This window comes from Sphingomonas sp. 7/4-4, assembly GCF_027941955.1.
Taxonomy (GTDB): domain Bacteria; phylum Pseudomonadota; class Alphaproteobacteria; order Sphingomonadales; family Sphingomonadaceae; genus Sphingomonas.
Map to the genome: position 1 here is coordinate 3,543,076 of NZ_CP115960.1, position 22,155 is coordinate 3,565,230.

A 22,155-nucleotide genomic window follows, 5' to 3' on the forward strand; every position below is an offset into this window, starting at 1 on the left:
ATTCGCTCGCGGAAGCGCCCCTCCGTCACGCTGCGCGTGCCACCTCCCCCGGTTTCCGGGGAGGATTTTTTAGAGCACGTACCGGCTCAGGTCCGTATTACGCGCCACCGCTGCGAGCTGCTTGTCGACATAGGCCGCGTCGATCGTGAGCGTGGTGCCGGCGCGGTCCTCGGCGTCGAAGCTGACTTCCTCGAGCAGTTTCTCCATCACCGTCTGGAGCCGGCGCGCGCCGATATTCTCGAGTTCGCTGTTAACCTCAGCGGCGATTTTCGCGACTGCACGAATACCGTCCTCGGTGAAATCGATCGTAACCCCCTCGGTGCCGAGCAACGCAGCATATTGCTGGACGAGGCTCGCCTTGGTGTCCGACAGGATCGCGACGAAGTCCTCCTCGGTCAGCGCCTTCAATTCGACGCGGATCGGCAGGCGGCCCTGGAGCTCGGGGAGCAGGTCGCTCGGCTTGGCGACGTGGAACGCACCCGAGGCGATGAACAGGATATGGTCGGTCTTCATCGGCCCGTATTTCGTCGCCACCGTGGTGCCTTCGATCAGCGGCAGCAGGTCGCGCTGAACGCCTTCGCGGCTCACCGAGCCACCGCGCACGTCCGAGACCGCGATCTTGTCGATCTCGTCGAGGAAGACGATGCCGTTGGCCTCGGCGTCGGCGAGTGCCTGGCGGCTGACTTCGTCCTGGTCGAGGCGCTTGTCGGCCTCTTCCTCGACGAGCTTGTCCCATGCCGCGCGTACGTTGAGCTTGCGGCGCTTGAGCGGCGTGCCGGCAAGGCCCTTCATCATCTCGCCGAGATTGATCATCTGGGCGCCGCCGCCCGGAATGTCGAACGGCATCTGTGGGGCCTGCTCGACTTCGATCTCGATTTCGGTCTGGTCGAGAATGCCGTCGTGGAAGCGCTGCTTGAACGCCTCGCGCGTGGCGGTCGACGAATCCTTGCCGGTGAGCGCGTCGAGCAGGCGGCCCATCGCCGCTTCCTCGGCCTTGTCCTTGACCGCGGCGCGGCGGCGCTCCTTCTCGAGCCGGATCGCTTCCTCGACGAGATCGCGGGCGATCTGCTCGACGTCGCGGCCGACATAGCCGACTTCGGTGAACTTGGTCGCTTCGACCTTCACGAAGGGCGCGTCGGCGAGCTTGGCGAGGCGGCGGCTGATCTCGGTCTTGCCGCAGCCGGTGGGCCCGATCATCAGGATGTTCTTGGGCGTCACCTCGTCGCGGAGATCGGCCGGCAGCTGCTGGCGGCGCCAGCGGTTGCGGAGTGCGACGGCGACGGCCTTCTTGGCATCGTGCTGGCCGATGATGTGCGCGTCGAGGGCGGCGACGATCGCCTTGGGCGTGAGAGCTTCGTTCATGTGGGGATTGGGTTCCGTGGTTCGTTACGCCCTAGATGTGGGGGCGGAGCCGCGGCTTCAAGCGGTGCAGCGGAACCCGGCGAAGAAGGCGGCGTGATTGGCGAGGATGCCGTCGATGTCGGCCTGCTGCGGTTCGGCGATCTCCACGCCGCGCTCGAACGTGCCGCCGCACAGGATGCCGTCGGGGCGGGGAAACATATAGCCCATGCGGCCGCTATAGGCGTAGCGGATCTCGGGCTGGGGGAGCAGGATCGCGAGCTGGCCGCGCGCCGGGATCAGGCCGGTATCGCCGAACAATGCGCGGGCGCCAAGGCCGGTGCAGTTGAAGACCAATGTCTCGGGCAGCGCTGCGATGTCGGCCGGGGTGGCGAAGTCGCGGACCAGGATGCGGCCGCCGGCGATCTGGATGTCCCTGGTGAGCTGGTTCAGCAGCCGGCCGACCTCGGCATACAGGGTGTCGAAGGCAATGATCTGGCTGTCGACGGGGAAGGGGTGCTCGCTTTTGGGCACGACACGCAGGTTGGGCATGTAGCGCATGACACGCGAGGGCCTGGACGGATCGCGTTCCGATTGCTGGAAGGTCGGCACCCAGCGGATGCCGTAATCCTCGCCGACCATGATCTGGAAGCGGCGCCAGCTATATTCGAGCGCACGGCTATATTGGGCCTGCCATTCCGGGGTGACCTGATCCTCCTCGTAATGGCTGAACGCCTCCCATTGACCGCCGGCGATGTTCGAAGTGGTGTGGGGCGGGAGCGCCTTGGCGTAGAGCGTGACGGGGAAGCCGGCTTCCTGGATCAGGCGCGCCGTGGTGAAGCCCATGATTCCGGCGCCGAGCACCGCGACCGGGCCGTTATGGCCGGGCAGGCCGAGATCGATCGCGAGCCGCGAAGTGCCCCAGCTGAGCGTGATACCGGCGCCGCCATGGCCGTAATTATGGACGAGGCGCTTGCTGCCGAGTTGTTCGGCGCGAACGACGAAGCCAGAAGCGCGATAGGGCCGCAGGCCGGCGACGGTGCGGATGACGCGGTTCGGGGCGACCTTGACCGGTGGGAGGCAGGCGGGGTTGCTCACCAAGGTGCGCGGGCGTGGCGGCTGGCAGGCGGGAAGCGCGAGCGCAGCCGAGGAGGCAATCAGCTGGCGGCGGGCGAGAAGCATGCGCGCAGGGTACGCGTGGCGCGAAGCCGCGCAACCCCGTTTGCTTTGGGTGAGGGATTAGTAAAGCTCATGGCTGTGGCGAATTTCCACTCGCCCCGACGTTCATATTCCTTGCGTGATCTAGGCGCCCTTTGCCACTGCCAGATCATAACCGGTGTTCCGGCCACCGGAGGTGCAGGCGGCAAGAACCGCCGGAGTGCTCCAGCCGTCAGCTGTTGAGGACATTGCAGTGTCCTCACCGCGCTTCATCAACGTGACGTGACCGCGATAGGGTTTCGCCGCCGCTCCGAAAGAGGAGAGCGGGACAAGGATGGACGCTGTCGCGCCGTCGTCCGAGATCGAACAAGTTGCGATGGGCGCGGGCGTGCGCATCGTCCCGGTCAATGTCAGGCGGGGCGAGGGCCGCGTGTCGCAACCCGGTGCAGCCGACGCATCGGAGGTTCGACCCGCCTGGTTGATAGCGCGCTCGGGCGTCGGGGGCTGGAGGGCTCGGCCATTGCTCGCGCCTGTGCCTTTGGTGTTGATCGCCATCGCCGTGACGGCCGGGTTGCCGCCGCCCGCGGACGGGACGATCGAAAATTCGACATCGGCCATCGTGCTGGCAGCGCGCATGCCACGCTCACGGCCCTTCTGGATCATGCCGCCCCTGATACCTTCGCGTTTGGGCGGGAGCGCGATCGTCGCGGCGAGCACGGGTTGATCCCCTCCAGCGTCATAGAGCAGGCGCTGACGGAAGCTTCATAATCAAAATCGGCCGCGACGATCGCGCCACCTTTACGCGCCGCCTGCGGCGATTCCGGGACGGTCTGGATCACCCAAAGCGCGCCCAAGGCTGTCAGCGCCGCGATTGTCTGGATGGTCATTGGCCGTCCCCCTCGACTCGCCGCGTGTTCGCGGCGTTGTTTCGAAGGCGCAACGTAACATGACTTCGCGGCCGTTAGAAGCTTCGGCAATGACGGCAACACTTCTCTTGCAAGAAGCGCTTTCGCCATCATGCAGGCATTGTGCAATGTGTCAGGTGATGCTGTCGAGTGTCTCCACCGTCAGCCGGTCATTAGTATAGACACAGAGCTCGCCGGCGATCTTCATCGCAGCCCGTGCGATCTTTTCGGGGTCGGTTTCGTAATCGACCAGCGCCCGTGCCGCTGCGAGGGCGAAATTGCCGCCCGATCCGATCGCGGCGACTCCGGCCTCGGGCTCGAGCACGTCGCCGTTCCCGGTAACCACCAAGGTGATATCCTTGTCGGCGACGATCAGCATCGCTTCCAGATTGCGGAGATATTTGTCCGTCCGCCAGTCCTTGGCGAGCTCGACCGCGGCGCGCAGCGGCTGGCCCTGGTGACGCTCGAGCTTGCTTTCCAGCCGCTCGAACAGAGTGAAGGCGTCGGCGGTGGCGCCGGCGAAGCCCGCGATGACCTTGCCGTCGCCCAAAGGCCGGACCTTCTTGGCATTCGGCTTCATCACGGTGTTGCCCGCCGAGACCTGCCCGTCGCCCGCGATGACCACCTTGCCCGATTTGCGCACGGAGAGGATCGTCGTGCCGTGCCACGCATTGCTGTTTTCGCTCATAGTCGGCGGATATGGGGAGGTCGCGTGCCGTCGCAAAGGGGCAACGCTCCCGAAACAAAGCTGTGGCCTATGCGGACGCAGTGAAATGGGAGTTCGGTATGCGGATTTTGTGGAGAGTGATGCTGGCGGTGCTGCTGGTCGCGGGCGGGCCGGCGATGGCGCAGGCGCCGCTCAAGGTGATGAGCTTCAACATCCGCTACGCCAACGAGAATGACGGCGCCAATGCGTGGAGCAAGCGCCGCGAAGTGACTGCGGCGATGCTGGAAAAGGCGGCACCCGATTTGTTCGGGACGCAGGAGCTGCTCAAGGTGCAGGGCGATTTCCTCGCCGCGCGGCTGAAGAACTATGCATGGTTCGGAGTCGGCCGCCGCGGCGGCGACGAAGACGAGCATATGGGGATCTTCTACCGGACCGATCGGCTCAGGCTGATCAAGTCGGGCGATTTCTGGCTGTCCGAGACCCCCGAGATGCCGGGCAGTTCGGCATGGGGCGCGGACCTGCCGCGGCTGGCGACCTGGGGGCTGTTCGAGACGATCGACGGAAAGCGCCGCTTCTATGCCTTCAACACGCATCTCCCGCATCGCGATCAGGACGAAGGCGCGCGCACCAACGGCGCGGCTCTGGTCCTCAAGCGCATCGAGGCGATGGCCGGCGATCTGCCGGTGGTGCTGACCGGCGACTTCAACACCACGCCGGGGAGCGCGGCGCACAAGCTGCTCGCCACGCGCCTGACCGATGCCCGCGACAGCGCGCCGCAGAAGCTGGGGCCGGACGAGACCTTCCACAATTTCACCGGAAAGGCCGACAAGCGGATCGACTGGATTTTCACGCGCGGGTTTACCGCCAGACGCGTGACGACGATCACCGATCATCAAGGCGCGGTGCAGACTTCGGATCACTTCCCGGTGATGGCCGAATTGGGGTGGAAGCACTGAATCGTCACCCCGGCGAAAGCCGGGGTCCAGAGTCATGAGCGGGACGGCCTGTGGCTCTGGGTCCCGGCTTTCGCCGGGATGACGGTTGGAGTAGGCGCCGGCCATGCACCACGACGACAATCTCACCGCCGACCGGCCGACCTTCGTCAGCCATCTCGAATGCTCGATGACCGGCGAGCATTATGCGGCGGACCAGCTGCACGGGCTTTCGCGAGTCGGGCGGCCGTTGCTGGTGCGCTACGATCTGGAGGGCGTGAAGAGTGCGCTGACCCCGGAGATCCTGGCCGGCCGGCCGGCGGACCTGTGGAAATATCGCGAGCTGCTGCCGGTGCGGCATAGGGCGAACATCGTCAGCCTCGGCGAGACCGCGACTCCGATCGTGCCGCTCCTCAGGGAACCGGGCAATGTCTGGGTCAAGGACGAGGGGCGACTGCCTACGGGATCGTTCAAGGCGCGCGGCCTCGTGATGGCGATCGCGATGGCGAAGGAGCTGGGCGTCGCCACGATCGCGATGCCGACCAACGGAAATGCCGGCGCGGCGGCGGCGGCGTACGCGGCGCGCGCCGGGATCGAGGCAGTGATTTTCTGCCCGGACGATACGCCCGAGATCAATGTCCGCGAGATCGCGGCGCAGGGTGCGCGGGTCTATCGGGTCAACGGACTGATCGACGATTGCGGCAAATTGGTCGGGGCGGGGAAGGAAGCGCGGGGCTGGTTCGACTTGTCGACGCTCAAGGAGCCGTATCGGATCGAGGGCAAGAAGACGATGGGGCTCGAACTCGCCGAGCAGTTCGGCTGGGAGCTTCCCGACGCGATCTTCTATCCCACCGGTGGCGGCACCGGGCTGATCGGGATGTGGAAGGCGTTCGACGAGATGGAGGCGCTGGGCTGGATCGGCAGCAAGCGCCCGCGGATGTACGCAGTGCAGGCCGAAGGCTGCGCGCCGATCGTCCGCGCGTTCGATGCGGGCGAACGGCATGCGGTGCGCTGGGAGGACGCCCATACGGTAGCGGCGGGGATCCGCGTGCCGCAGGCGGTCGGCGATTTCCTGATCCTCGACGCAGTGCGCGCGAGCGGCGGCAAGGCGCTGGCGGTGAGCGACGCGGCATTGATGCAGGCTGTCGAGGATGCGGGCAAGAAGAACGGGCTTTTGCTTTGCCCCGAGGGCGGGGCGACGCTGGCGGCGTATCGCGATGCGCTCGCGGCGGGGCTGGTGGATGCGGAGGAGAAGACAGTGCTGTTCAACTGCGCGACGGGGCTTAAATACCCGTTGGCGGACCAGTCGCGGTTTCTGGACCGGCACGCGCCGATGGATTGGGCGGCGCTCTAATAATTCCTCCTCCGCTTCGCGAGGAGGAATTTGGTTAGCCCAACACCCGTTGCACGAACTTCCCGCCAAGCGCGATTCCGTCCGGATCCACGCCGTGGCCGAGCCCGTGCGAGACATGGCTTTCGAGCGGGAAGCCCAACCGCTCCAGCTCGGCATGCGCATGGTGATAGGCGCTGAGCGGCACGATTCCATCCGCATCGCCGTGGATCAGCAACACCGGCGGCTTGCTGCGCACCTCCGCCGCGTCGAGCGACGGCCCCGCGATCATTCCCGAATAGCCGAGGATGCCGGCGAGCGCGCGTTCGCGGCGCGGGCCGATCTGCAGCGCCATCATCGTACCCTGGCTGAAGCCGGCCAGCACCATCTTGCTCTCATCCAGCCCGTGTTCGGCGAGCAGGCCATCTAGCCAGGCGTCGAGCACCGGCGCGGCATGGCGGGCACCGGCGGCCAGTGCGGCGCGGCCGAGGTCGTGCAGCGCCCACCATTGATAGCCGCCAGGCGCGCCGGGGCAGCGCTCGGGTGCGTTGGGGGCGACGAACAATGCGTCGGGCAGCAGCTGGCGCCACATCGGCGCGAGAGAGATCAAATCGGCGCCGTTCGAGCCGTAACCGTGGAGCAGCACGACGAGCTGTTTGGGCGCGCCGCCGGACAAAGGCGAAAGGCTGGGGCCGTCCAGTTGCTGCATGCGCGGTCCTTCAGCCGAGGGGTAGAGCGCGCCGGCGACCCAGCGCAGCTCGGCGCGGAGCACGCCCCAGGCGCGGGCGGCGGCGCGGCTGTCCATCGCTTCCACGCCGATGCCCCGCGCGCCGAGTGCCTTGACCAGCGCCGCGGGCGGACGAACGAGCGTATCGCCGGTGCCGAGCAGCAGGAATTCGGGTTGCGGATCGAGCGACAGCAAAGGCGCGAGATCGGCTTCGCTCAGCTCGGCGATCGGCGGGGGCGACCAGCCGTCGGCGCGCTGCGGCGTGATCAGCAGCCCTTCGTAAACGCCCTCGTCGACCTTGAAGCCGCGTCCCGAAAAGCCGGAGATCACCGGCCCCTCGGCGCTGCGGCGTTCCATCTTCATCGGGCCATCTTCTTACGGCCGGTCGCGGGGCACGACGCGCTCGCCGTCGGGGGCGCTGCTTTTACGGTCCTCGCGGAAGCCCGGCTTGAGGCCCAGCGTGATCAGCAGCGACGACGACACGTAGATCGACGAATAGGTGCCGACGACGATGCCGAGCATCATCGCCGCAGTGAAGCCGCGCAGCACCGGGCCACCGAAGATCAGCAACGCGGCGAGCGCGAGCATGATCGTGACCGAGGTCATCACGGTGCGCGGCAGCGTCTCGTTGACCGACAAATCGATCAGGTCACCCATCTCCATCTTGCGGAACTTGCGCATATTCTCGCGGATGCGGTCGTCGATCACCATCTTGTCGTTGATCGAATAGCCGATGATCGTCAGCACCGCGGCGACGATGTTGAGATCGAAGGTGAACAGCTCGCGGAACAGCGCGAAGAAGCCCAACGTCATCAGCACGTCGTGCATGATCGCGACTGCGGTCGACACGCCGAACTGCCATTCGTAGCGGAACCACGAGAAGATCGCGATGCCGATGACCGCGAGGAACACGGCGAGGATGCCGTTCCGGATCAGCTCGTCCGAGACCTTGCCCGAGACGGTCGAATAGTTGCTGAAGGTAGCGCCGGGGAATTTGGCCGCGAGTGCCGTCTTCACCTTCTCGACCATCTGGTCGGTCGCCGCCGGATCGGCCGATTCGGGCACCGGCAGACGGATGGTCACGGTGTTGGCGCCGCCCAATTGCTGGAGCGCCGCTTCGCCGAGACCGAGATGGTTGACCGTCGAGCGGACCTCGTCGAGCGGCGGGGCAGAGGTGAACTTCTCCTCGATCGACACGCCGCCGGCGAAGTCGACGCCCATGTTGAGGCCGCGCGTCGCGACCAAAGCGATCGCGGCGATGGTGAGCAATGCCGTGATCGCGAAGGCGATGTGGCGGATGCGGACGAACCCGATATTGGTGTTGTCCGGAACGATCTTGAGGAGCCGCATACCTATCTCACTTCGTCATCCCGGCGAAAGCCGGGATCCAGGAATCACAAGCGGGACGACAGAGAAACTCTGGGCCCCGGCCTTCGCCGGGGTGACGATCAAGAAGAACCGTGCGCATCAGATATGGATCTCCGTCGGCCGGTTACGGCGCAACCAGATCGTGACGAGCATGCGGGTGAACACCACTGCAGTGAACACCGACGTGGCGATACCGATCAGCAGCACCACCGCGAAGCCGCGCACCGGGCCCGAACCGAGGATCAGCATGATGAAGCCCGCGATCGCGTGCGTCACATTGGCCTCGAAGATCGTCCGGCTGGCTTCCTTGTAGCCGAGCTCGACCGACTGGACGATGCTGCGGCCGCGGCGATGCTCCTCGCGGATGCGTTCGTTGATCAGCACGTTGGCGTCGACCGCGGTGCCGATGGTGAGCACGAAGCCGGCGATGCCCGGCAGCGTCAGCGTGGCGTTGAGCATGCCCATCACCGCGAGGATGACCAGCACGTTGATGACCACCGCCATCGTCGCATAGATGCCGAAGCGCCCATAGGTCAGGATCATGAAGGCGATGACCGCGACCACGGCGATGACCGACGCAGTGATGCCCGCGCGAATCGAATCGGCGCCGAGCTCGGGGCTGACGGTCGATTCCTGGACGATAGTGAGCGGCACCTTGAGCTTGCCCGAACGCAATGCGATCGCGAGCTGGTTGGCGCTATCCACGGTGAAGCCGCCGTTGATCACTGCGCTGCCGCCGAGAATCGGTTCGTTGATGCGCGGCGCCGAGATCACCGTGCCGTCGACGATGATCGCGAAAGGCTTGCCCGAATTCTCCTGCGTCACCTTGGCGAAGCGCCGCGAGCCCGCGCCGTCGAGCTGGAGCGTCACGCCCGGCGCGCCGGTGGTCGGGTCATAGCTCTGCGACGCATTTACCAGCATGTCGCCGGTGATCATGATCTGGCGCTGGACCGCGATAGCGCCGCCGCCCTCGGCATAGGGCATCAGCACCGATCCCGCGGGCGCGATGCCCTTGGCGATGTCCGCCGGATTGGCAGTGGTGTCGACCAAGCGGAATTCGAGCTTGGCGGTCTTGCCGAGCAGGTTCTTGAGCGCGGTCGGATCGTTGAGGCCAGGGACCTGGACGACGATGCGGTTACTGCCCTCCCGGACCACCGTCGGCTCGACGGTGCCGAGCGCGTTGATGCGCCGCTCGACCACTTCGCGCGCGTCGTTCATCGCCTCTTCGGCGGCCTGGTTCAGCCCCGCATTGGTGGGCGTGAGTACGAACCGGCTCGAATCGACGACCGAAATATCCCATTCGCGCTGGCCGGTGGTGCCGACGCCGCTGCCGGTGATCGCCAGGAGGCGTTCGCGCGCCGCGTCGACCTTCGACGAATCGCGGACCATGAAGCTTAGTTTGCCGCCCTGGACCGAGATGTCGCCGATCTCGATGCGCGGATCGCGCCGCATCTCGCTGCGGACCTGCTCCTGCTTCTGCTCGAGCCGCGCCTGCGCGACGTCGTCGGTCTTGCCCTCGAGCAGCAGATAGGAACCGCCGGCGAGGTCGAGGCCGAGATTGATCGCGGGCTTCGGGACCCAGGAAGGCCAGGTCTCGCGCACGCTCTTGGGGATGAAGCTCGGGATCGAGATCGCCACCAGCAGCGCAAGGCCGAGGGTGATCGTCAGAACCTTCCAGCGGGGAAAGTCGAGCATCAGTCGTTCGCGGGCTTGCCGCCGCCGAGCGGGCGGATTTCGGCGAGAGTCGCCTTGATCGCGCGGACCTTGACGTTGGTGCCGAGCTCGAGCTCGACTTCGGTCTCGTCGACCTTGGTGACCTTGCCGATCAGGCCGCCGGCGGTGACGACGGTGTCGCCCTTCTTCACGCCGCCGACCGCGTCCTGCAGCGCCTTCATACGCTTTTGCTGGGGACGGATCATCAGGAAGTAGAAGACCACGAAGATGAGGACGAGCGGCAGCAGCGAAACGATCGCGCCTGCGGTGCTTCCGCCCTGTGCGGCGCCTGCGGCCTGTGCATATGCTGGGGTGGCGAACATGGGTTTCCGGTTGCCTGGATTTGCGGGGCGCGGAACGGCCCCGTTCAAGCGGCGCGCGCTATCATGCGTTACGGGGACGCGCAACTATTGTCGGTGTCGCTTGCATCCTGCGGCGGACCGGAATAGAGGGCGCACCCTTGGTCGGGGCGTAGCGCAGCCTGGTAGCGCATCACACTGGGGGTGTGGGGGTCGCAGGTTCGAATCCTGTCGCCCCGACCAGTCAAATCAGGAGCCAGGGGCCGCATTTTCGGTCGCCGCCCGCGAATCGCTCCTCGGTTTCGGCAATCATCCTCCCCGAATGACCTCGCCCACCCGGACGGCGTCGAGGCCCAGCCACGCCGCCATCCGGTCGAGCTCGACCGTGAGGCGCTCCAGGGTTTCGGCGGGTGCGCCGGGTTCGAGAGTGATGCGGTGCGCGAGGAGGATGCGCGCCTGGCGGTCTGCCTTGAGGTCGACGCGCGCGACCAGCGCCTCGTCCAACAGGAAGGGCAGCACATAATAGCCGTGGATCCGCTTGTCCTGCGGCACATAGATCTCGATGCGATAACGGAATCCGAACAGGCGTTCGGCGCGGCTGCGCTCCCAGACCAGAGGATCGAACGGGGCGAGCAGCGCCGCGCCGCGCACGCGGCGGGGCAAACGGGCGTCGCGGTGCACCCAGGCTTTCTGGCTCCAGCCTTCGACCCGGACGGGGACCAGAATGCCGGCCTCCGCCTCGACGGCGATCGCATGATCCGCCTCTTCGGGCTTCAACCGATAATAGTCACGAAGGTCCGCCGCGGTCGCAACGCCGAGTGCCCGCGCGCTTCGTTCGATCAGTGCGCGTTGCGCGCTTGCGGCATCGGGGGTGGGCAGGTCGAAGATGGCCTTTGGCAGCACCCGCTCGGGCAGGTCATAGACTCGGGCGAAGCTGCCGCGGCGGGTGGCGGTGGTGATCTTGCCCGACCAGAACAGCCATTCGAGCGCATGCTTGGTGTGGCTCCATTCCCACCAACCGCTCTTGCTCGATCCGTTCTCGAAATCGGCGGCTGTCAGCGGGCCTTCGGCGGCGATCCGCTCCAGTATCGCCGTTGCTTCGGGTCGGCGTTCCGCCGCGAAGCGCTTCAGGGCCTGATAGCCGATCTCGCCGCGCTCGGCACGGGCCATGCGCCAGCGCAGGAGCGGGTGGAGGTCGAGCGGCAGCAATGAGGCTTCGTGCGCCCAATATTCGAACAGGCGCCGCTGGCGCACCGGACCCCAGGCGTCCCGCTCGAGCAGCGTGCGGTCATAGCTGCCCAGCCGCGAGAAAGCGGGAAGATAGTGCGCCCGGGTCAATACGTTGACGCTGTCTATCTGGAAGAGCCCGAGGCGGTCGGCGGTCTTGCGCAGGGAACCAATGGTCGGGCGTTCGGGACGACGCATGCCGAAACCCTGCGCCGCGAGCGCGATTCGCCGCGCATCCTTCAGAGAGAGTGTGGTGGACACAGGCCGCTGCCTGGACGCCGGGAGCGGGGGTCGTCAACCGATCGCCGGTCGCGGGGCGGGCTGGTCGCGCTGGCCGACAGCCAGACAGAACCTAGTCGGCGGGATCGCCGCTCGGTTCGGCCTTGCCGGCATCTTCGGCGGGATCGAAGTTCTTCGCCCAGTGCGCCGCGTCATTCTCGCCGTCGAGCGTGTCCCTGGGGCGTTTGGCGTCGCCGGGCCTCTGGTGCTCGGTCGAGAGATTGTCGGGAGCGTCGGGCATTGGTTCGTCTCCTGCTGCGGGCAGGAAACGGCCGGAACGCCGTGCCGGTTTCAGGGATGCGGTTTCCGGCGTTGCAACAATAGGCGCCACAGCAGGATCGTCACGAGCGCCGGCTGGCCGAGCCAGGGCACGATCAGGCTGACGATAAGGCTGGTGACCGCGCCAAGCAGTGTCGAATAGCCGCGCTGGCGCAAGGCGAGGCATTGTTCGGGCGGTACATGCTCGCCGACCACGGGGGCGAAGTGATGATTCGCTGGAGCCGGATATTGGCGAGCGCGGCCAGCGCCATCCAGCCGCAATAGAATGCCACCGGCACTCGGTGTCCGTAATATTCGGACGACAGGGCAGTGAAGAAGGGCATCGCCGCGATCGTGCAGAGCAATACGAGATTGGGAAAGACGATCCGCGAATCCCAGTGGCGTGCGCAATCGAAGGCACGGTGATGCCCCGCCCAGAACGAGCCGATCACGAAGAACGAGATCAGAAAGCTGATGAAATGCGGGCTGAGCTGCGCCAGCGCGACGAGGAAGTCATGATCGCTGCGGGCCCCGTGCACTTCGGGCACACGGACCTCGATGATCAGCAGCGTGATCGCGATCGCGAACACCGCGTCGGAGAAGAAGATCAGCCGTTCGAGCGCATGGCCGGGGCCATGCAGCTCCGGCTCCTTACCGATCCTGCGCATGATTCCCCCTCAGCGCTTGTGCCCTTGTTGCCCGATCATTCGCCCTTTGGCGGCGTCGGTTTCCTCGGCGCGGCACGGCGCGCGGCGCGCGGCTTGGCGGTGCTGCTCTCGGCGGGCTTGCGGGTGCGGCGCGCGGGCGGCTTGGCCGCAGCTGCCGGAGCCGGGCTGGGCGAGGGCGCGGCGGCCTTGCGAGTGCGCGATGCCGGTGCTGGCGTGGCGCTCGCCGCGGCAGGCTTGCGCGTCCGGCGCGTGACTGGCTTCACCGCGGCTTCAGTCGCGGGCGGCTTGGCGGCCGGCGCCTTGCGGGCGCGCCTGGCAACGGGCTTTGCCACTGCGGTCGCGACATTGGCGGCAGCCTGTGCCACTTCGGCGGCCGCGTCGCCGGCAGTATCGGCAGCCTTGGCCGCGCCCTTCTGCACCGCAGGCTCGTTCTTGAGCTTGGCGGCGATCGCCACCAGCCCGGCGGCGAGGATGTCCGCGACGAGCGGATGCTTGGCGAGCTCGCTCAGCTTGCCGCGCACTCCCTTGGGAAGCTTCACGCCCGCGATGCTTTTGGGGAGGAACGAACCCTTGCCGGCCGTACCCTTGTCGTCCTTCTTCTTCTTTCCGGCCATCGCAATTCTCCGCATTTCGTGACGCCAGTGTCACGGATCATTGCCGGGTGAGTCAACGCAGGATCGCGATCCGGTGTCCGCGGCTGCATCAATGGGTGGTGGTTTCGGGTTCCTCACGTTCGAAAACGATGTCGAGGCCCTCGCATTCTTCGGCCGAGTCCGTTTTGTCGGCATCCTTGCCGGTCGTGCTCTGGCTGAGGTGATCGGCCACACGTTCGCCGCTGGGCGTGCCGTTTGTAGTATCGGCGTCCCGGCCGATGATCGAGCTTTCGGGATTGCGGTCGCGGTCTGCCATCTTGTCTCTCCAGCCCAGCCCGTTTCGGCTCAACGGTGCGGGCACCGAGTCGTTCCGCCTGCGCGACGGATCAGGCGACGGCAGTTCGGTGCTTCGCAACGATGCGCTGGAGGAAGGCGTGGAGCCGTGCGCTGTTGGCGGCCCAGGTGAAGGGCTCGACCGTTGCGCGAACTTCCGCCGGATCGGGCGGGTTGGCGATGAGCATGGCGAGCGCGGCGGCAAAGGCTTCGGGCGTGCGCGCGACGATCCGGCCCCCGTGTCGGTGCGCACGACCTGACGTGCGCCACCGACATCGGGAATCACTACCGGCGTGCCGCTCGCCAGTGCCTCGAGCCAGGCATTGGCGAGGCCCTCACGCTCGGAAGCGAGTGCCATCGCGTCGGCGGCGGTGAGGAAGGTCGGAAGCTCGGCATGCGGAATCGAACCGAGCAGGCGGATGCGATCGCCGAGGCCTAGGCGCGCAATCTGCGCGGCGAGTGACGCCTTGTGGGGACCTTCGCCCGCGATCCAGAGCTGAATGCCCGGCAGGGTCGCGACGGCGTCGATCAGGATCTGATGGCCCTTGAGCGGGATCAGTGCGCCGACCGAGAGAACCAGCGGGCCGGTGACGCCCAATGCGGCCTTGGCTTCGGACCGGCTGGCGAGCGCGAAGCGGCCGAAATCGACGCCGGTGACGATGCATTCGGTGCGATCGCCCGGGAGCCCGAGCGCGGTCATGTCGTCGCGCATCGCCTCCGAGACCGCGAGCAGACCGTCGGCGGCGTGCGCGGCGGCGCGGATCTGGGGGCCGATCACGGGATTGCGGCCCCAGCCATGGATATCCGAGCCGCGTGCCTTGATCGACACGGGCACGCCGAAGCGGCGGCCGAGTTCGACCGCGGCGACGCCGTCGGGGAAGAAGAATTCCGCGTCGATCACGTCGAAGGCGAAATCGTGGCGGATTTCGCCGAGCAAGGGCGTCACGGCATCGGCCAGCGCGCGGGCATGGAAGCGACCGCCGGTGCCGGGAAGGTTGCGGAAACGCGGGCGATGAACCGTGAGACCCTTCCAGTCCTCGCGCGCGGGAAGCGCAGCCAGCGGGCGATAGCGCGACAGCCGATCGAGCGGAAACGGAGGCAGGCCGAGCGGGGCGACGACGCGCAGTTCGACATCGGGATGCTCGGCCAGTGCGAGCGTCTGGCGCTCGACGAAGATGCCGAAATTGGGACGCGAGGCGTCGGGGAAGAGAGTGGAGAGGACGAGCACGCGGAGCATGTCAGCGCCTATACAGCGCCAGGGTTAATGCTCCGCGTGCGATCCTTCAGGGCTTAGCGGCAGCGACGATTGCTGCTGCTCCGCTCGATCTCGCGGCCGGCAAGCGCGCCGGCGGCGGCGCCGAGGATGGTGCCGGTGGAGCGATCACCGCGGCTATCGATCGAACGGCCGACCAGCGCACCGGCGACGCCGCCGACGACGAGACCGGTGGTGCCGTTGGGCTTGCGGCAATAGCGGCGGCCGTCGCGGCCACGCCATTCCCGATACTGATAGCGACGGCGCTGGGTATCGGCGCTGTAGCCGGCCTTATAGTCGTAAGCCTTGGCTTCGGCCCTGGGGGCCGGAAGGGCCACCGCGGTGGGGATCGCCACCGCAATCGCGCTGAGCGCGACAATGAATTTTCGCATGATTCACTCCCATATTATCGATTCTAGTTACAGAAACCGTTAGCGAAACGTCCCGCGGCGGTGCGCGGTTTCATGAACCTAAAACTACGTCCCGCTCATCTGACGTTGGGATTTTCAACATGAACGCGCCACGAACGATCATCAAGACACTTGGCCTCTCGCCGCATCCGGAGGGCGGCTGGTATCGCGAGACGTGGCGCGCAGAGGCGGGCGGGGACGGGCGATCGGCCGCGACGGCGATCCATTTCCTGCTCGAGCACGGCCAGCGATCGCATTGGCACCGCGTCGACGCCGCCGAGCTCTGGCTGTGGCATGCGGGATCGCCGCTGGAATTGCTGGTCGAACAGGAAGACGGCGCAGTCGCGACGATCCGGCTTGGCGGCGACGTGACGCAAGGCTATGCGCCCCAATGGCTGGTGCCGGCGAATCGCTGGCAATCGACCGAGGCACGTTCCGGCTGGGCGCTGGTGAGCTGCGTGGTCGTCCCCGGCTTCGATTTTGCCGGCTTCGAGCTTGCCGCACCCGGATGGACGCCGGGTGCGGATTGAGCCTTCTGTCCCCGTTATTCACGTTATCCACAGGCTCCGGGCATCATTTGGTGCTTTGAACGACTCGGGATCGATGACAGCATCAGTCTTGTAAGAAAGGCGGTTCGGCAGAGGGAAACCAAAGTAGAACCAACGACTTACACGGATCGGACGAGTGCAGGTGCCTTCGGGAAACCACCTCGAACGGGACGGGGAGACGAGAGCGACGGTGGTTGCGAGAACAAGGCGATGCGCAAGCGTCGCGGCGATTTCGAGAGACGCCGAAGCGGGCTGGACCGGATGCCGAAGCAAGCGCGCAAGCGCTGGCCGAAGCGAAGGATCAGCTGATGGACGAGACCGAAGCCGATAGGCCCGCGCAAGCGGCAGATCGACGGAGGGATCGGCCCGAAGAACGAAACCCAGGGCATTGGCCACCGCGCAAGCGAGAAGTCGAAGCCGATGGATTGTTCGGGAAATCGTATCCAGCAAGGCTTCATGGTTCCGCTTTCGGGCGAAGTCATGGAGCGGGCCACCGAAGGCCGGAAACGAAGCCTGCTTCTTCGGAAGCGTGGCGATCAGCCGGCCCCGGTGACCGACGCGAAGCTCGCATGCCCTTGCCGGCGCGAGTGGAGCATGCCGCCGAAACCAGGCCACGCGTCCTTCGGGATGAGAGGCTGAAGTCCGGTGACATGGGGACTGGCAGCAATGCCGGTCCCCTTTGCGTTTTCCGGCGCGATTCTTGGAGCGAGATTCGCTCAGCCTAAATCGTCGTCCCCGCTAAAGCGGGGATCCAGAGCCAAGCGTGGCTGGCCAGTGGAGTAACCCTGGATCCAAGCCTTCGTGGAGATGACGCTTGGGAAGTAAGTCGCTCGGCGCTCAAGCCCGCTTGGTGACCCGTCGTGCTTCTCCCGTTAGGATGAGTGAAAATCGGGAGGAGCCGGCATGAGTGGCGTTTTCGAGCGGTTCGCACAGGCAGTCGCGGGATGGGCGGGGCGGCCGAGCGCGTTCGCCTTTGCCTTCCTGATCGTCTTCGGCTGGGGGTTAAGCGGGCCGGTGTTCGCGTGGTCGGACACGTGGCAGCTGGTAATCAACACCGGAACGACGATCGTCACCTTCCTGATGGTGTTCCTGATCCAGAACGCACAGAATCGCGACGCCGCAGCGATCCAGGCCAAGCTCGACGAGCTGATCCGCGCGCTCGACACCGGTCGCAACGAGTTCATCGGGATCGAGCATCTCGGCGAAAAGGATCTGATTGCGATCCGCGACAAGCTCGAGCGCGAATGCGGGCGCGAAATGCCCGAACGGCACGAAGGCATGGGCCGTCTGCTCAGGCGGCGCTAAAAGCCGGCCATAGCCGCAGGGCATTGGCCACGGCGCGCACGCTCATTGTCGCCACACGGCTCCACAGGCGAGAATTGCGGGGTCCGGACGTGGAGGAAAATGTGGGTTTCGAACAGCCTGGGCTGCGGAGCGGCGCCGAGGGCGACGCGTATGTCGCCAAATTCCGGCGCGACGGCTACGCCGTGCTGCGCGGGTTCTTTAGTCCCCTCGAAGTCGCCGAAATCGGCACCGCGATCGATCAGATCCATGCCGAAGGCATGGCGCACGGGCGCAAGTTCCGCCACGGCAATTTGTTCTACAACGTCACGCCGGGCCCAAACGGCGCGCCGCTGGTGCGGATGGTGCAATGGCCGTCCTATCACCAGCCGGTGCTCGATCGCGTGCGCCGCGACCCGCGCTTCGCGGCGATGCTCGCCCCGCTGATCGGCGGCGACGTCAAGCAGATCATCAATCAGCTCCACTGGAAGGCGCCGGGCGGGATGGGCGATTTCGCCTGGCATCAGGATTCACGCTTCCGCAAGCCCGACGAATGCTATCGCAATCTCGGCACCTCCTATGTTCAGACGGGCCTCGCGATCGATCCGCACACACCCGAATCGGGTTGCATGCGCTTCCTGCCGCGTACGCATATGGCGGGTGATCTCGACCTCGATACTTCGACCGAGGTGCTCGGCAACGCGATGACGGACGATGTATTGGTCGCGGCCGGGCTCTCGCCCGACGATGCGATCGATTTGGTGCTCGCGCCGGGCGATCTCGCTTTGTGGAACCCCTATCTGGTGCACGGATCGGGAGCCAACCGCTCGGATCACCAGCGCCGGCTCTACATCAACGGCTATGTCCGCGCCGAGGATTGCGACCGAGGCGAATGGGCGTTCCGCGGGGAGAGCCGGTGCCGTTCGGCCCCGAGCCGGCGCTGGTTCATTACGAAGAACTGCGCGAGAAAGGCGAACCGCACTATCTGTAAGCACCGGCCTCAGAATCTGCCACAGGTTCAGCCGGTTGTCGGGGCGTTGATCGCCAGCTGCGCGGCAAAAGCGCGACGATAAGCCGGTCGGGCTTCGCCGCGAGCGACATAAGCGGCGAGGTTCGGATACTCGTCGAGGATGCCCGACATTCGCAATCGCAGCAGCACCGACACCATCAGCAGGTCGCCCGCGCTGAACGCGCCATCAAGCCAGTCGGCATCGCCCAGGCGCGTCGACAGTTGGTCCAGCCGGGCGCGGATACGGTCCATGACGAGCGGCAGCCGTTCCTGGCTCCACGGCTTGTCGCCCTCTGCGAATCTGGCCGTCTGGAGGTCGAGGATCGGCGGCTCCACCGTGTTGACGGCGGCAAACATCCACGCGACGGCGCGCGCCCGGGCATTGGCCTCTTCGGGCAGCAGGCCTCCGTGCCGTTCCGCGATGTGGAAGACGATGGCGCCTGTCTCGAACAGGGCGAGGTCGCCGTCTTCATAAGTGGGAATCTGGCCGAAGGGATGGAGAGCGAGATGCGCGGGCTCCTTCATCCCGGCGAACGAGACCAGGCGAACGTCGTAAGGCTGGCCGGCTTCCTCGAGCGCCCAGCGCACCCGCGTATCGCGCGCCAGTCCCTTGCCGCCATCGGGCGAGCGTTCGAAGGCGGTAATGGTGCTGGTCATGGCATCTGTCTCCCTTGCTTGATCCGTCGGCTTTGGTTCCACAGAGGACGACGAGCGGGATTAGCGGAATCGACACGCCCTTTGAAATATTTTTGCTGAAGCGCGGATCGGCTGCTGCAAGCCGCTCCTGGCATTGCCTGACACGATCGCTCAACCTTCGGTGGCGCGACGAGACGGGTGTGTCCGTCTCGCAGGTGCCGGCGGGCAGCTTTACCGCGCCGCGGTGGTCCGGCTGGCGAGGAAGTGGGCGGTTTCCAGCGGCGCGGCGAACGACGTGCCGGTGCCGGTGACCGGGCGGCCGTCGATGGCGGCGGTGGGAACCTTCACGCCGAGCTGCCACGCGTAATTATAGCCCTCGGGCGTCGCGTCGGGGCGGTTGGTGCCGCTCCACGGCTGGCCTTGCGCATCGATCGCGCCGACCAGCACTGCGTTGGGATAGGCCGCGCGCGCGGGTCCCAGATTGCCGGGATGGTCGTAGCCGTTGTTGCCGGCGGCGAGCACGACGCGGATGCCCTTGGCGGCGGCGTCGGCGATCGCTGCGGTGATCGACGGATCCTTGTCGAGCGCGAGCGAGATGTTGATCGCATCGACGCCGAGATCGGTGGCGCGGCGGATCGCCCGGGCGACCGGCGCGGCCGAGGGCTGGCACGGTGGATTGGCGCCCGCGGGGCAGCCGGCGGGATCGTCGATGCGCAGCGAGATGATGTCGACCTGGCCATGCGCGGCGCGCGCGAGGATCGTCGCGACCATGGTGCCGTGATCGTAGCGCGGCTGGAATTCAGGGCGGCCGGGGCTCGATGCCATGTCATATTCGGCGGAGACGAGCCCGGCGAGTTCGGTCGTTTTCGCGACGCCGCTGTCGATGATCGCCACGCGCGGGCGCGGGATCGTCACCGCGGCCGGCGGCGCAACGACCGGCGGTGGCACGACGACGGGTGCGACTGTTTCGAGCAGCGCGACGAACGACAGGAAAAGCGTGTTCACGTACCCCGACCCCCGGTCAAAGCGATTCACTTCGTTCTTGCTATCCTACCCAGCTTTGCGGCGGGATTGCGGTGATGTGCGGGGTGGACGGTTAATAATTTGTACACCGATCAGCGCGGCGGTGCGGCGAGCGCTTCCTCGACGGACGTGAAGGCTGAGTGCGTGCCGGGCGTGTCGGGCACGTCGGTGGCGAAAAAGGCGACGCCGGTGCCCGCGGCGCGGTCGATCCAGAGGCCCGAGCGGAGGCCGTAAGCCTCGCCGCCATGGCCGAGGCGCGGGCGAGTATCGCCGAACAGATTGTCGCTGCAGCCGGGCCGGTTGGTGGGGAGGAAGGTCACTGCGAGGCCGTAGCTGCAATAGAAGCCGTTGCTGGTGTCGCCGTTGCTGCCGTCGAAGGTCCATAAAGGGATTTCGAGCAGGGCGATCGATCTGGGCGTGAGCAGGCGGACGCCGTCGACTTTCCCGTTGCCGAGCAGCAAGCGACCGATCTTCGCCAGCCCGCGCGCGGAGATGCGCAGGCCGCCCTGGGGCGAGAAGATCGCGCCATTGGCACCCGCGCGCCATTTGCCGAGATCGCAGCTGCCGTCGGTCGCGGGCGTCACCGCGCAGGTGGGCGGAGCGCCCTTGTGATCGTCCTTGGTGGGTCGTCTCGACCGATAGATTACTACCGCGCGAGCCGCCGTCGCGGGCGAGCAGCTTGCCCAATTATAGCATGCGTCGAGCTTGAGTGGCGCGAGCACCAGCCGATCCATCAGCCGGTCGAAGCGCTCGCCGGTGGCGCGCTCCATCACCGCGGCGATTACCGGGAAATTGAAGTTGGTATAGTGGAAGAAGGTGCCGGGCGCATGCTCGCCATCCCACGCTTTCGGGTCGCCGAGCACGCCGGCCATGTCGGCGTCTAGCAGGAGGACATAGTCGACATTGTCCGTGAGGCTGGAACGGTGCGAGAGCAGCAGGCGGAGCGTTATCGGCGTATTGGGGAAAGCGGGATTGCGCAGCTTCCAGCCGAGGGTCTTCGAGACGTCGGCGTCGAGATCGAGTCTGCCCTGCTCGACCAGCCGCAGCACGCCGATCGCCACCACCAGCTTCGAGACCGAGGCGACGCGGACGGGATCGTCCGGAGTGACCGGCCGCTTCGCCGCGAGATCGGCATAGCCGCTGGCGCTCACCGCGGTCTCGTGCTTGCGTTCGAACGCGATCCGGACGGTAGCGACAGGTTCGGGAGCGGTCTGCGGGAGTGCCGCGAGGAGCAAGGCCGGGAGCAACATGACCGAACGATGACGGGCGCTTTCCTTTTCGCAAATCGCGATACTCTCCCCACCCATGAACTTGCGGCATATCGAGATCTTCCACGCCGTCTATGTGAACGGATCGGTCAGCGGCGCCGCGCGCGCGCTCAACGTGTCGCAGCCTTCGGTGTCGAAGATGCTGCGCCACGCGGAATCCCTACTCGGCTTCCAGCTCTTCCAGCGGACCAACGGCCGGCTGGTGCCGACCGAGGATGCGCATACCTTGTTCACCGAAGTCTCGGAGATCCAGGACCGGGTCTACGCCCTGCGCGAGGCAGGCAAGAATCTGCGCCGCGGCTCGGGCGGGATGCTGCGGGTCTCGGCGCTGCCGAGCCTGGCGCTGCAGGCGCTGCCCACGGCGGTGGCGCAGTTCCTGAAGACGCACGAGAACGTCAAGTTCGACCTCCAGACCGTGCACCACGACGATCTGCTGCGGAAATTGTTCGAACGCGAGACCGATATCGCGATCGCCTATGAAGTGCCGCCCGCGGCGCCGATCGACCACAAGCCGCTGGGCGAAGGCGAACTGGTGGTCTTCTATCGCGAGCAGGACATGCCCGATGCGCCGGCACGCTGCGACATGAACTGCCTGAAAGGGCATCGCTTCATCAGCCTCGCGACCAGCGGACCGATGGGGCAGCTCTTCACGCAGGAGGTCCAGCGCCAGGGCATCGTCCTCGACGACGTGATCCTCGCGCGGACCTTCTACATCGCCGCCGCCCTGGTGCAGCAGGGCGTGGGGATGACCGTGGTCGACAGCTTCACGGCGCAGGCCTCGCTCGCGCCGGGGCTGGCGATGCGGCCGCTGAAACCACCGATCACTTTCGGCGTTCATGCGATGTACCTGCACAATCGGCCGCTCACGGCGCTCGCGACCGATTTCCTCAAGACGCTGCGGAGCGTGATCGACGTCGCGTGAACCGGAGCCGG

General features: G+C 66.3%; 24 protein-coding genes, 1 tRNA gene and 2 pseudogenes. 7 read left to right on the forward strand and 20 right to left on the reverse strand.

Features of this window, described 5'->3' with window-relative positions; all coding sequences use genetic code 11:
* Positions 1-69 precede the first annotated feature (69 nt).
* The 5 genes from hslU to hslV form a co-directional block, all read right to left on the reverse strand.
* On the reverse strand, positions 70-1,362 hold the full coding sequence (gene hslU, locus PIB19_RS18105) for an ATP-dependent protease ATPase subunit HslU (protein ID WP_271238446.1): 1,293 nt from the start codon (positions 1,360-1,362) through the stop codon (positions 70-72).
* Between the two features lie 57 nt (positions 1,363-1,419).
* Positions 1,420-2,520, reverse strand: coding sequence for an FAD-dependent oxidoreductase (locus PIB19_RS18110; protein WP_271238447.1), 1,101 nt, complete (start codon positions 2,518-2,520; stop codon positions 1,420-1,422).
* Between the two features lie 120 nt (positions 2,521-2,640).
* Complete coding sequence (locus PIB19_RS18115) at positions 2,641-3,159, reverse strand: hypothetical protein (protein ID WP_271238448.1); 519 nt, start codon at positions 3,157-3,159, stop codon at positions 2,641-2,643.
* Entirely contained in the window at positions 3,156-3,383 is a 228-nt protein-coding gene (locus PIB19_RS18120; RefSeq protein ID WP_271238449.1) for a hypothetical protein, read from the reverse strand. The genes PIB19_RS18115 and PIB19_RS18120 overlap by 4 nt, the downstream gene beginning before the upstream one ends.
* Positions 3,384-3,534: 151 nt before the next feature.
* The gene (gene hslV, locus PIB19_RS18125) at positions 3,535-4,089 is read right to left on the reverse strand and encodes an ATP-dependent protease subunit HslV (RefSeq protein ID WP_271238450.1); all 555 of its coding nucleotides are present in this window, start codon (positions 4,087-4,089) and stop codon (positions 3,535-3,537) included.
* A 119-nt stretch (positions 4,090-4,208) separates the two neighbouring features.
* On the opposite strand from hslV, the gene PIB19_RS18130 reads away from it, so the two are divergent.
* Complete coding sequence (locus PIB19_RS18130) at positions 4,209-5,024, forward strand: endonuclease/exonuclease/phosphatase family protein (RefSeq protein ID WP_271238451.1); 816 nt, start codon at positions 4,209-4,211, stop codon at positions 5,022-5,024.
* 103 nt (positions 5,025-5,127) lie between these two features.
* Positions 5,128-6,354 carry a threonine synthase gene (locus PIB19_RS18135; protein ID WP_271238452.1) on the forward strand — a complete coding sequence of 409 codons (1,227 nt, stop codon included), beginning with the start codon at positions 5,128-5,130 and terminating at the stop codon, positions 6,352-6,354.
* A 34-nt stretch (positions 6,355-6,388) separates the two neighbouring features.
* Here PIB19_RS18135 and PIB19_RS18140 read toward each other — a convergent pair whose 3' ends face one another.
* The 5 genes and pseudogenes from PIB19_RS18140 to yajC all read right to left on the reverse strand — a co-directional run bounded on the left by PIB19_RS18140 (position 6,389) and on the right by yajC (position 10,461).
* Entirely contained in the window at positions 6,389-7,039 is a 651-nt protein-coding gene (locus PIB19_RS18140) for an alpha/beta hydrolase (RefSeq protein ID WP_271241028.1), read from the reverse strand.
* A gap of 18 nt (positions 7,040-7,057) precedes the next feature.
* Positions 7,058-7,420: pseudogene (locus PIB19_RS18145) on the reverse strand (Mth938-like domain-containing protein); the annotation flags it as partial.
* Positions 7,421-7,432: 12 nt separating this feature from the next.
* Positions 7,433-8,407: a protein translocase subunit SecF gene (gene secF, locus PIB19_RS18150; protein ID WP_271238453.1), complete on the reverse strand. Its 975-nt coding sequence runs from the start codon at positions 8,405-8,407 to the stop codon at positions 7,433-7,435.
* Positions 8,408-8,524: 117 nt separating this feature from the next.
* On the reverse strand, positions 8,525-10,120 hold the full coding sequence (secD, locus tag PIB19_RS18155; protein ID WP_271238454.1) for a protein translocase subunit SecD: 1,596 nt from the start codon (positions 10,118-10,120) through the stop codon (positions 8,525-8,527).
* Positions 10,120-10,461, reverse strand: a complete 342-nt coding sequence (yajC, locus tag PIB19_RS18160) for a preprotein translocase subunit YajC (RefSeq protein ID WP_271238455.1) — start codon at positions 10,459-10,461, stop codon at positions 10,120-10,122. Before yajC ends, secD begins: the two co-directional genes overlap by 1 nt.
* 142 nt (positions 10,462-10,603) lie before the next feature.
* Here yajC and PIB19_RS18165 point away from each other — a divergent pair.
* Positions 10,604-10,680 (forward strand) — tRNA-Pro (locus tag PIB19_RS18165).
* 66 nt (positions 10,681-10,746) lie between these two features.
* Here PIB19_RS18165 and PIB19_RS18170 read toward each other — a convergent pair.
* The 7 genes and pseudogenes from PIB19_RS18170 to PIB19_RS18200 form a co-directional block, all read right to left on the reverse strand.
* Entirely contained in the window at positions 10,747-11,925 is a 1,179-nt protein-coding gene (locus PIB19_RS18170; RefSeq protein WP_271238456.1) for a winged helix-turn-helix domain-containing protein, read from the reverse strand.
* A gap of 91 nt (positions 11,926-12,016) precedes the next feature.
* The gene (locus PIB19_RS18175) at positions 12,017-12,184 is read right to left on the reverse strand and encodes a hypothetical protein (RefSeq protein ID WP_271238457.1); all 168 of its coding nucleotides are present in this window, start codon (positions 12,182-12,184) and stop codon (positions 12,017-12,019) included.
* A gap of 133 nt (positions 12,185-12,317) precedes the next feature.
* Entirely contained in the window at positions 12,318-12,869 is a 552-nt protein-coding gene (locus PIB19_RS18180) for a TMEM175 family protein (protein WP_271238458.1), read from the reverse strand.
* Positions 12,870-12,904: 35 nt separating this feature from the next.
* The gene (locus PIB19_RS18185) at positions 12,905-13,483 is read right to left on the reverse strand and encodes a hypothetical protein (RefSeq protein WP_271238459.1); all 579 of its coding nucleotides are present in this window, start codon (positions 13,481-13,483) and stop codon (positions 12,905-12,907) included.
* An 88-nt stretch (positions 13,484-13,571) separates the two neighbouring features.
* The gene (locus PIB19_RS18190) at positions 13,572-13,778 is read right to left on the reverse strand and encodes a hypothetical protein (RefSeq protein WP_271238460.1); all 207 of its coding nucleotides are present in this window, start codon (positions 13,776-13,778) and stop codon (positions 13,572-13,574) included.
* Between the two features lie 70 nt (positions 13,779-13,848).
* Positions 13,849-15,032, reverse strand: a pseudogene (locus PIB19_RS18195) (glycosyltransferase).
* Between the two features lie 53 nt (positions 15,033-15,085).
* On the reverse strand, positions 15,086-15,439 hold the full coding sequence (locus PIB19_RS18200) for a glycine zipper 2TM domain-containing protein (RefSeq protein ID WP_271238461.1): 354 nt from the start codon (positions 15,437-15,439) through the stop codon (positions 15,086-15,088).
* Positions 15,440-15,558: 119 nt separating this feature from the next.
* Between PIB19_RS18200 and PIB19_RS18205 the strand changes: the two genes are divergently transcribed.
* The 3 genes from PIB19_RS18205 to PIB19_RS18215 all read left to right on the forward strand — a co-directional run bounded on the left by PIB19_RS18205 (position 15,559) and on the right by PIB19_RS18215 (position 18,359).
* A complete protein-coding gene (locus tag PIB19_RS18205) occupies positions 15,559-15,987 on the forward strand; it encodes a cupin domain-containing protein (RefSeq protein WP_271238462.1) in 429 nt (142 codons plus the stop codon).
* A 921-nt stretch (positions 15,988-16,908) separates the two neighbouring features.
* A complete protein-coding gene (locus tag PIB19_RS18210) occupies positions 16,909-17,310 on the forward strand; it encodes a low affinity iron permease family protein (protein WP_271238463.1) in 402 nt (133 codons plus the stop codon).
* A gap of 101 nt (positions 17,311-17,411) precedes the next feature.
* Complete coding sequence (locus PIB19_RS18215; RefSeq protein ID WP_271238464.1) at positions 17,412-18,359, forward strand: phytanoyl-CoA dioxygenase family protein; 948 nt, start codon at positions 17,412-17,414, stop codon at positions 18,357-18,359.
* On the opposite strand, the gene PIB19_RS18220 is transcribed toward PIB19_RS18215, so the two are convergent.
* The 3 genes from PIB19_RS18220 to PIB19_RS18230 form a co-directional block, all read right to left on the reverse strand.
* Entirely contained in the window at positions 18,305-18,952 is a 648-nt protein-coding gene (locus PIB19_RS18220) for a glutathione S-transferase family protein (RefSeq protein ID WP_271238465.1), read from the reverse strand. The two genes, PIB19_RS18215 and PIB19_RS18220, sit on opposite strands and share 55 nt — an antisense overlap.
* Positions 18,953-19,162: 210 nt before the next feature.
* The gene (locus tag PIB19_RS18225) at positions 19,163-19,936 is read right to left on the reverse strand and encodes a S8 family peptidase (protein WP_271238466.1); all 774 of its coding nucleotides are present in this window, start codon (positions 19,934-19,936) and stop codon (positions 19,163-19,165) included.
* A gap of 110 nt (positions 19,937-20,046) precedes the next feature.
* A complete protein-coding gene (locus PIB19_RS18230) occupies positions 20,047-21,204 on the reverse strand; it encodes a serine hydrolase domain-containing protein (protein ID WP_271238467.1) in 1,158 nt (385 codons plus the stop codon).
* A 55-nt stretch (positions 21,205-21,259) separates the two neighbouring features.
* Here PIB19_RS18230 and PIB19_RS18235 point away from each other — a divergent pair, with 55 nt between their 5' ends.
* Complete coding sequence (locus PIB19_RS18235) at positions 21,260-22,144, forward strand: LysR family transcriptional regulator (RefSeq protein ID WP_271238468.1); 885 nt, start codon at positions 21,260-21,262, stop codon at positions 22,142-22,144.
* Positions 22,145-22,155 lie beyond the last annotated feature (11 nt).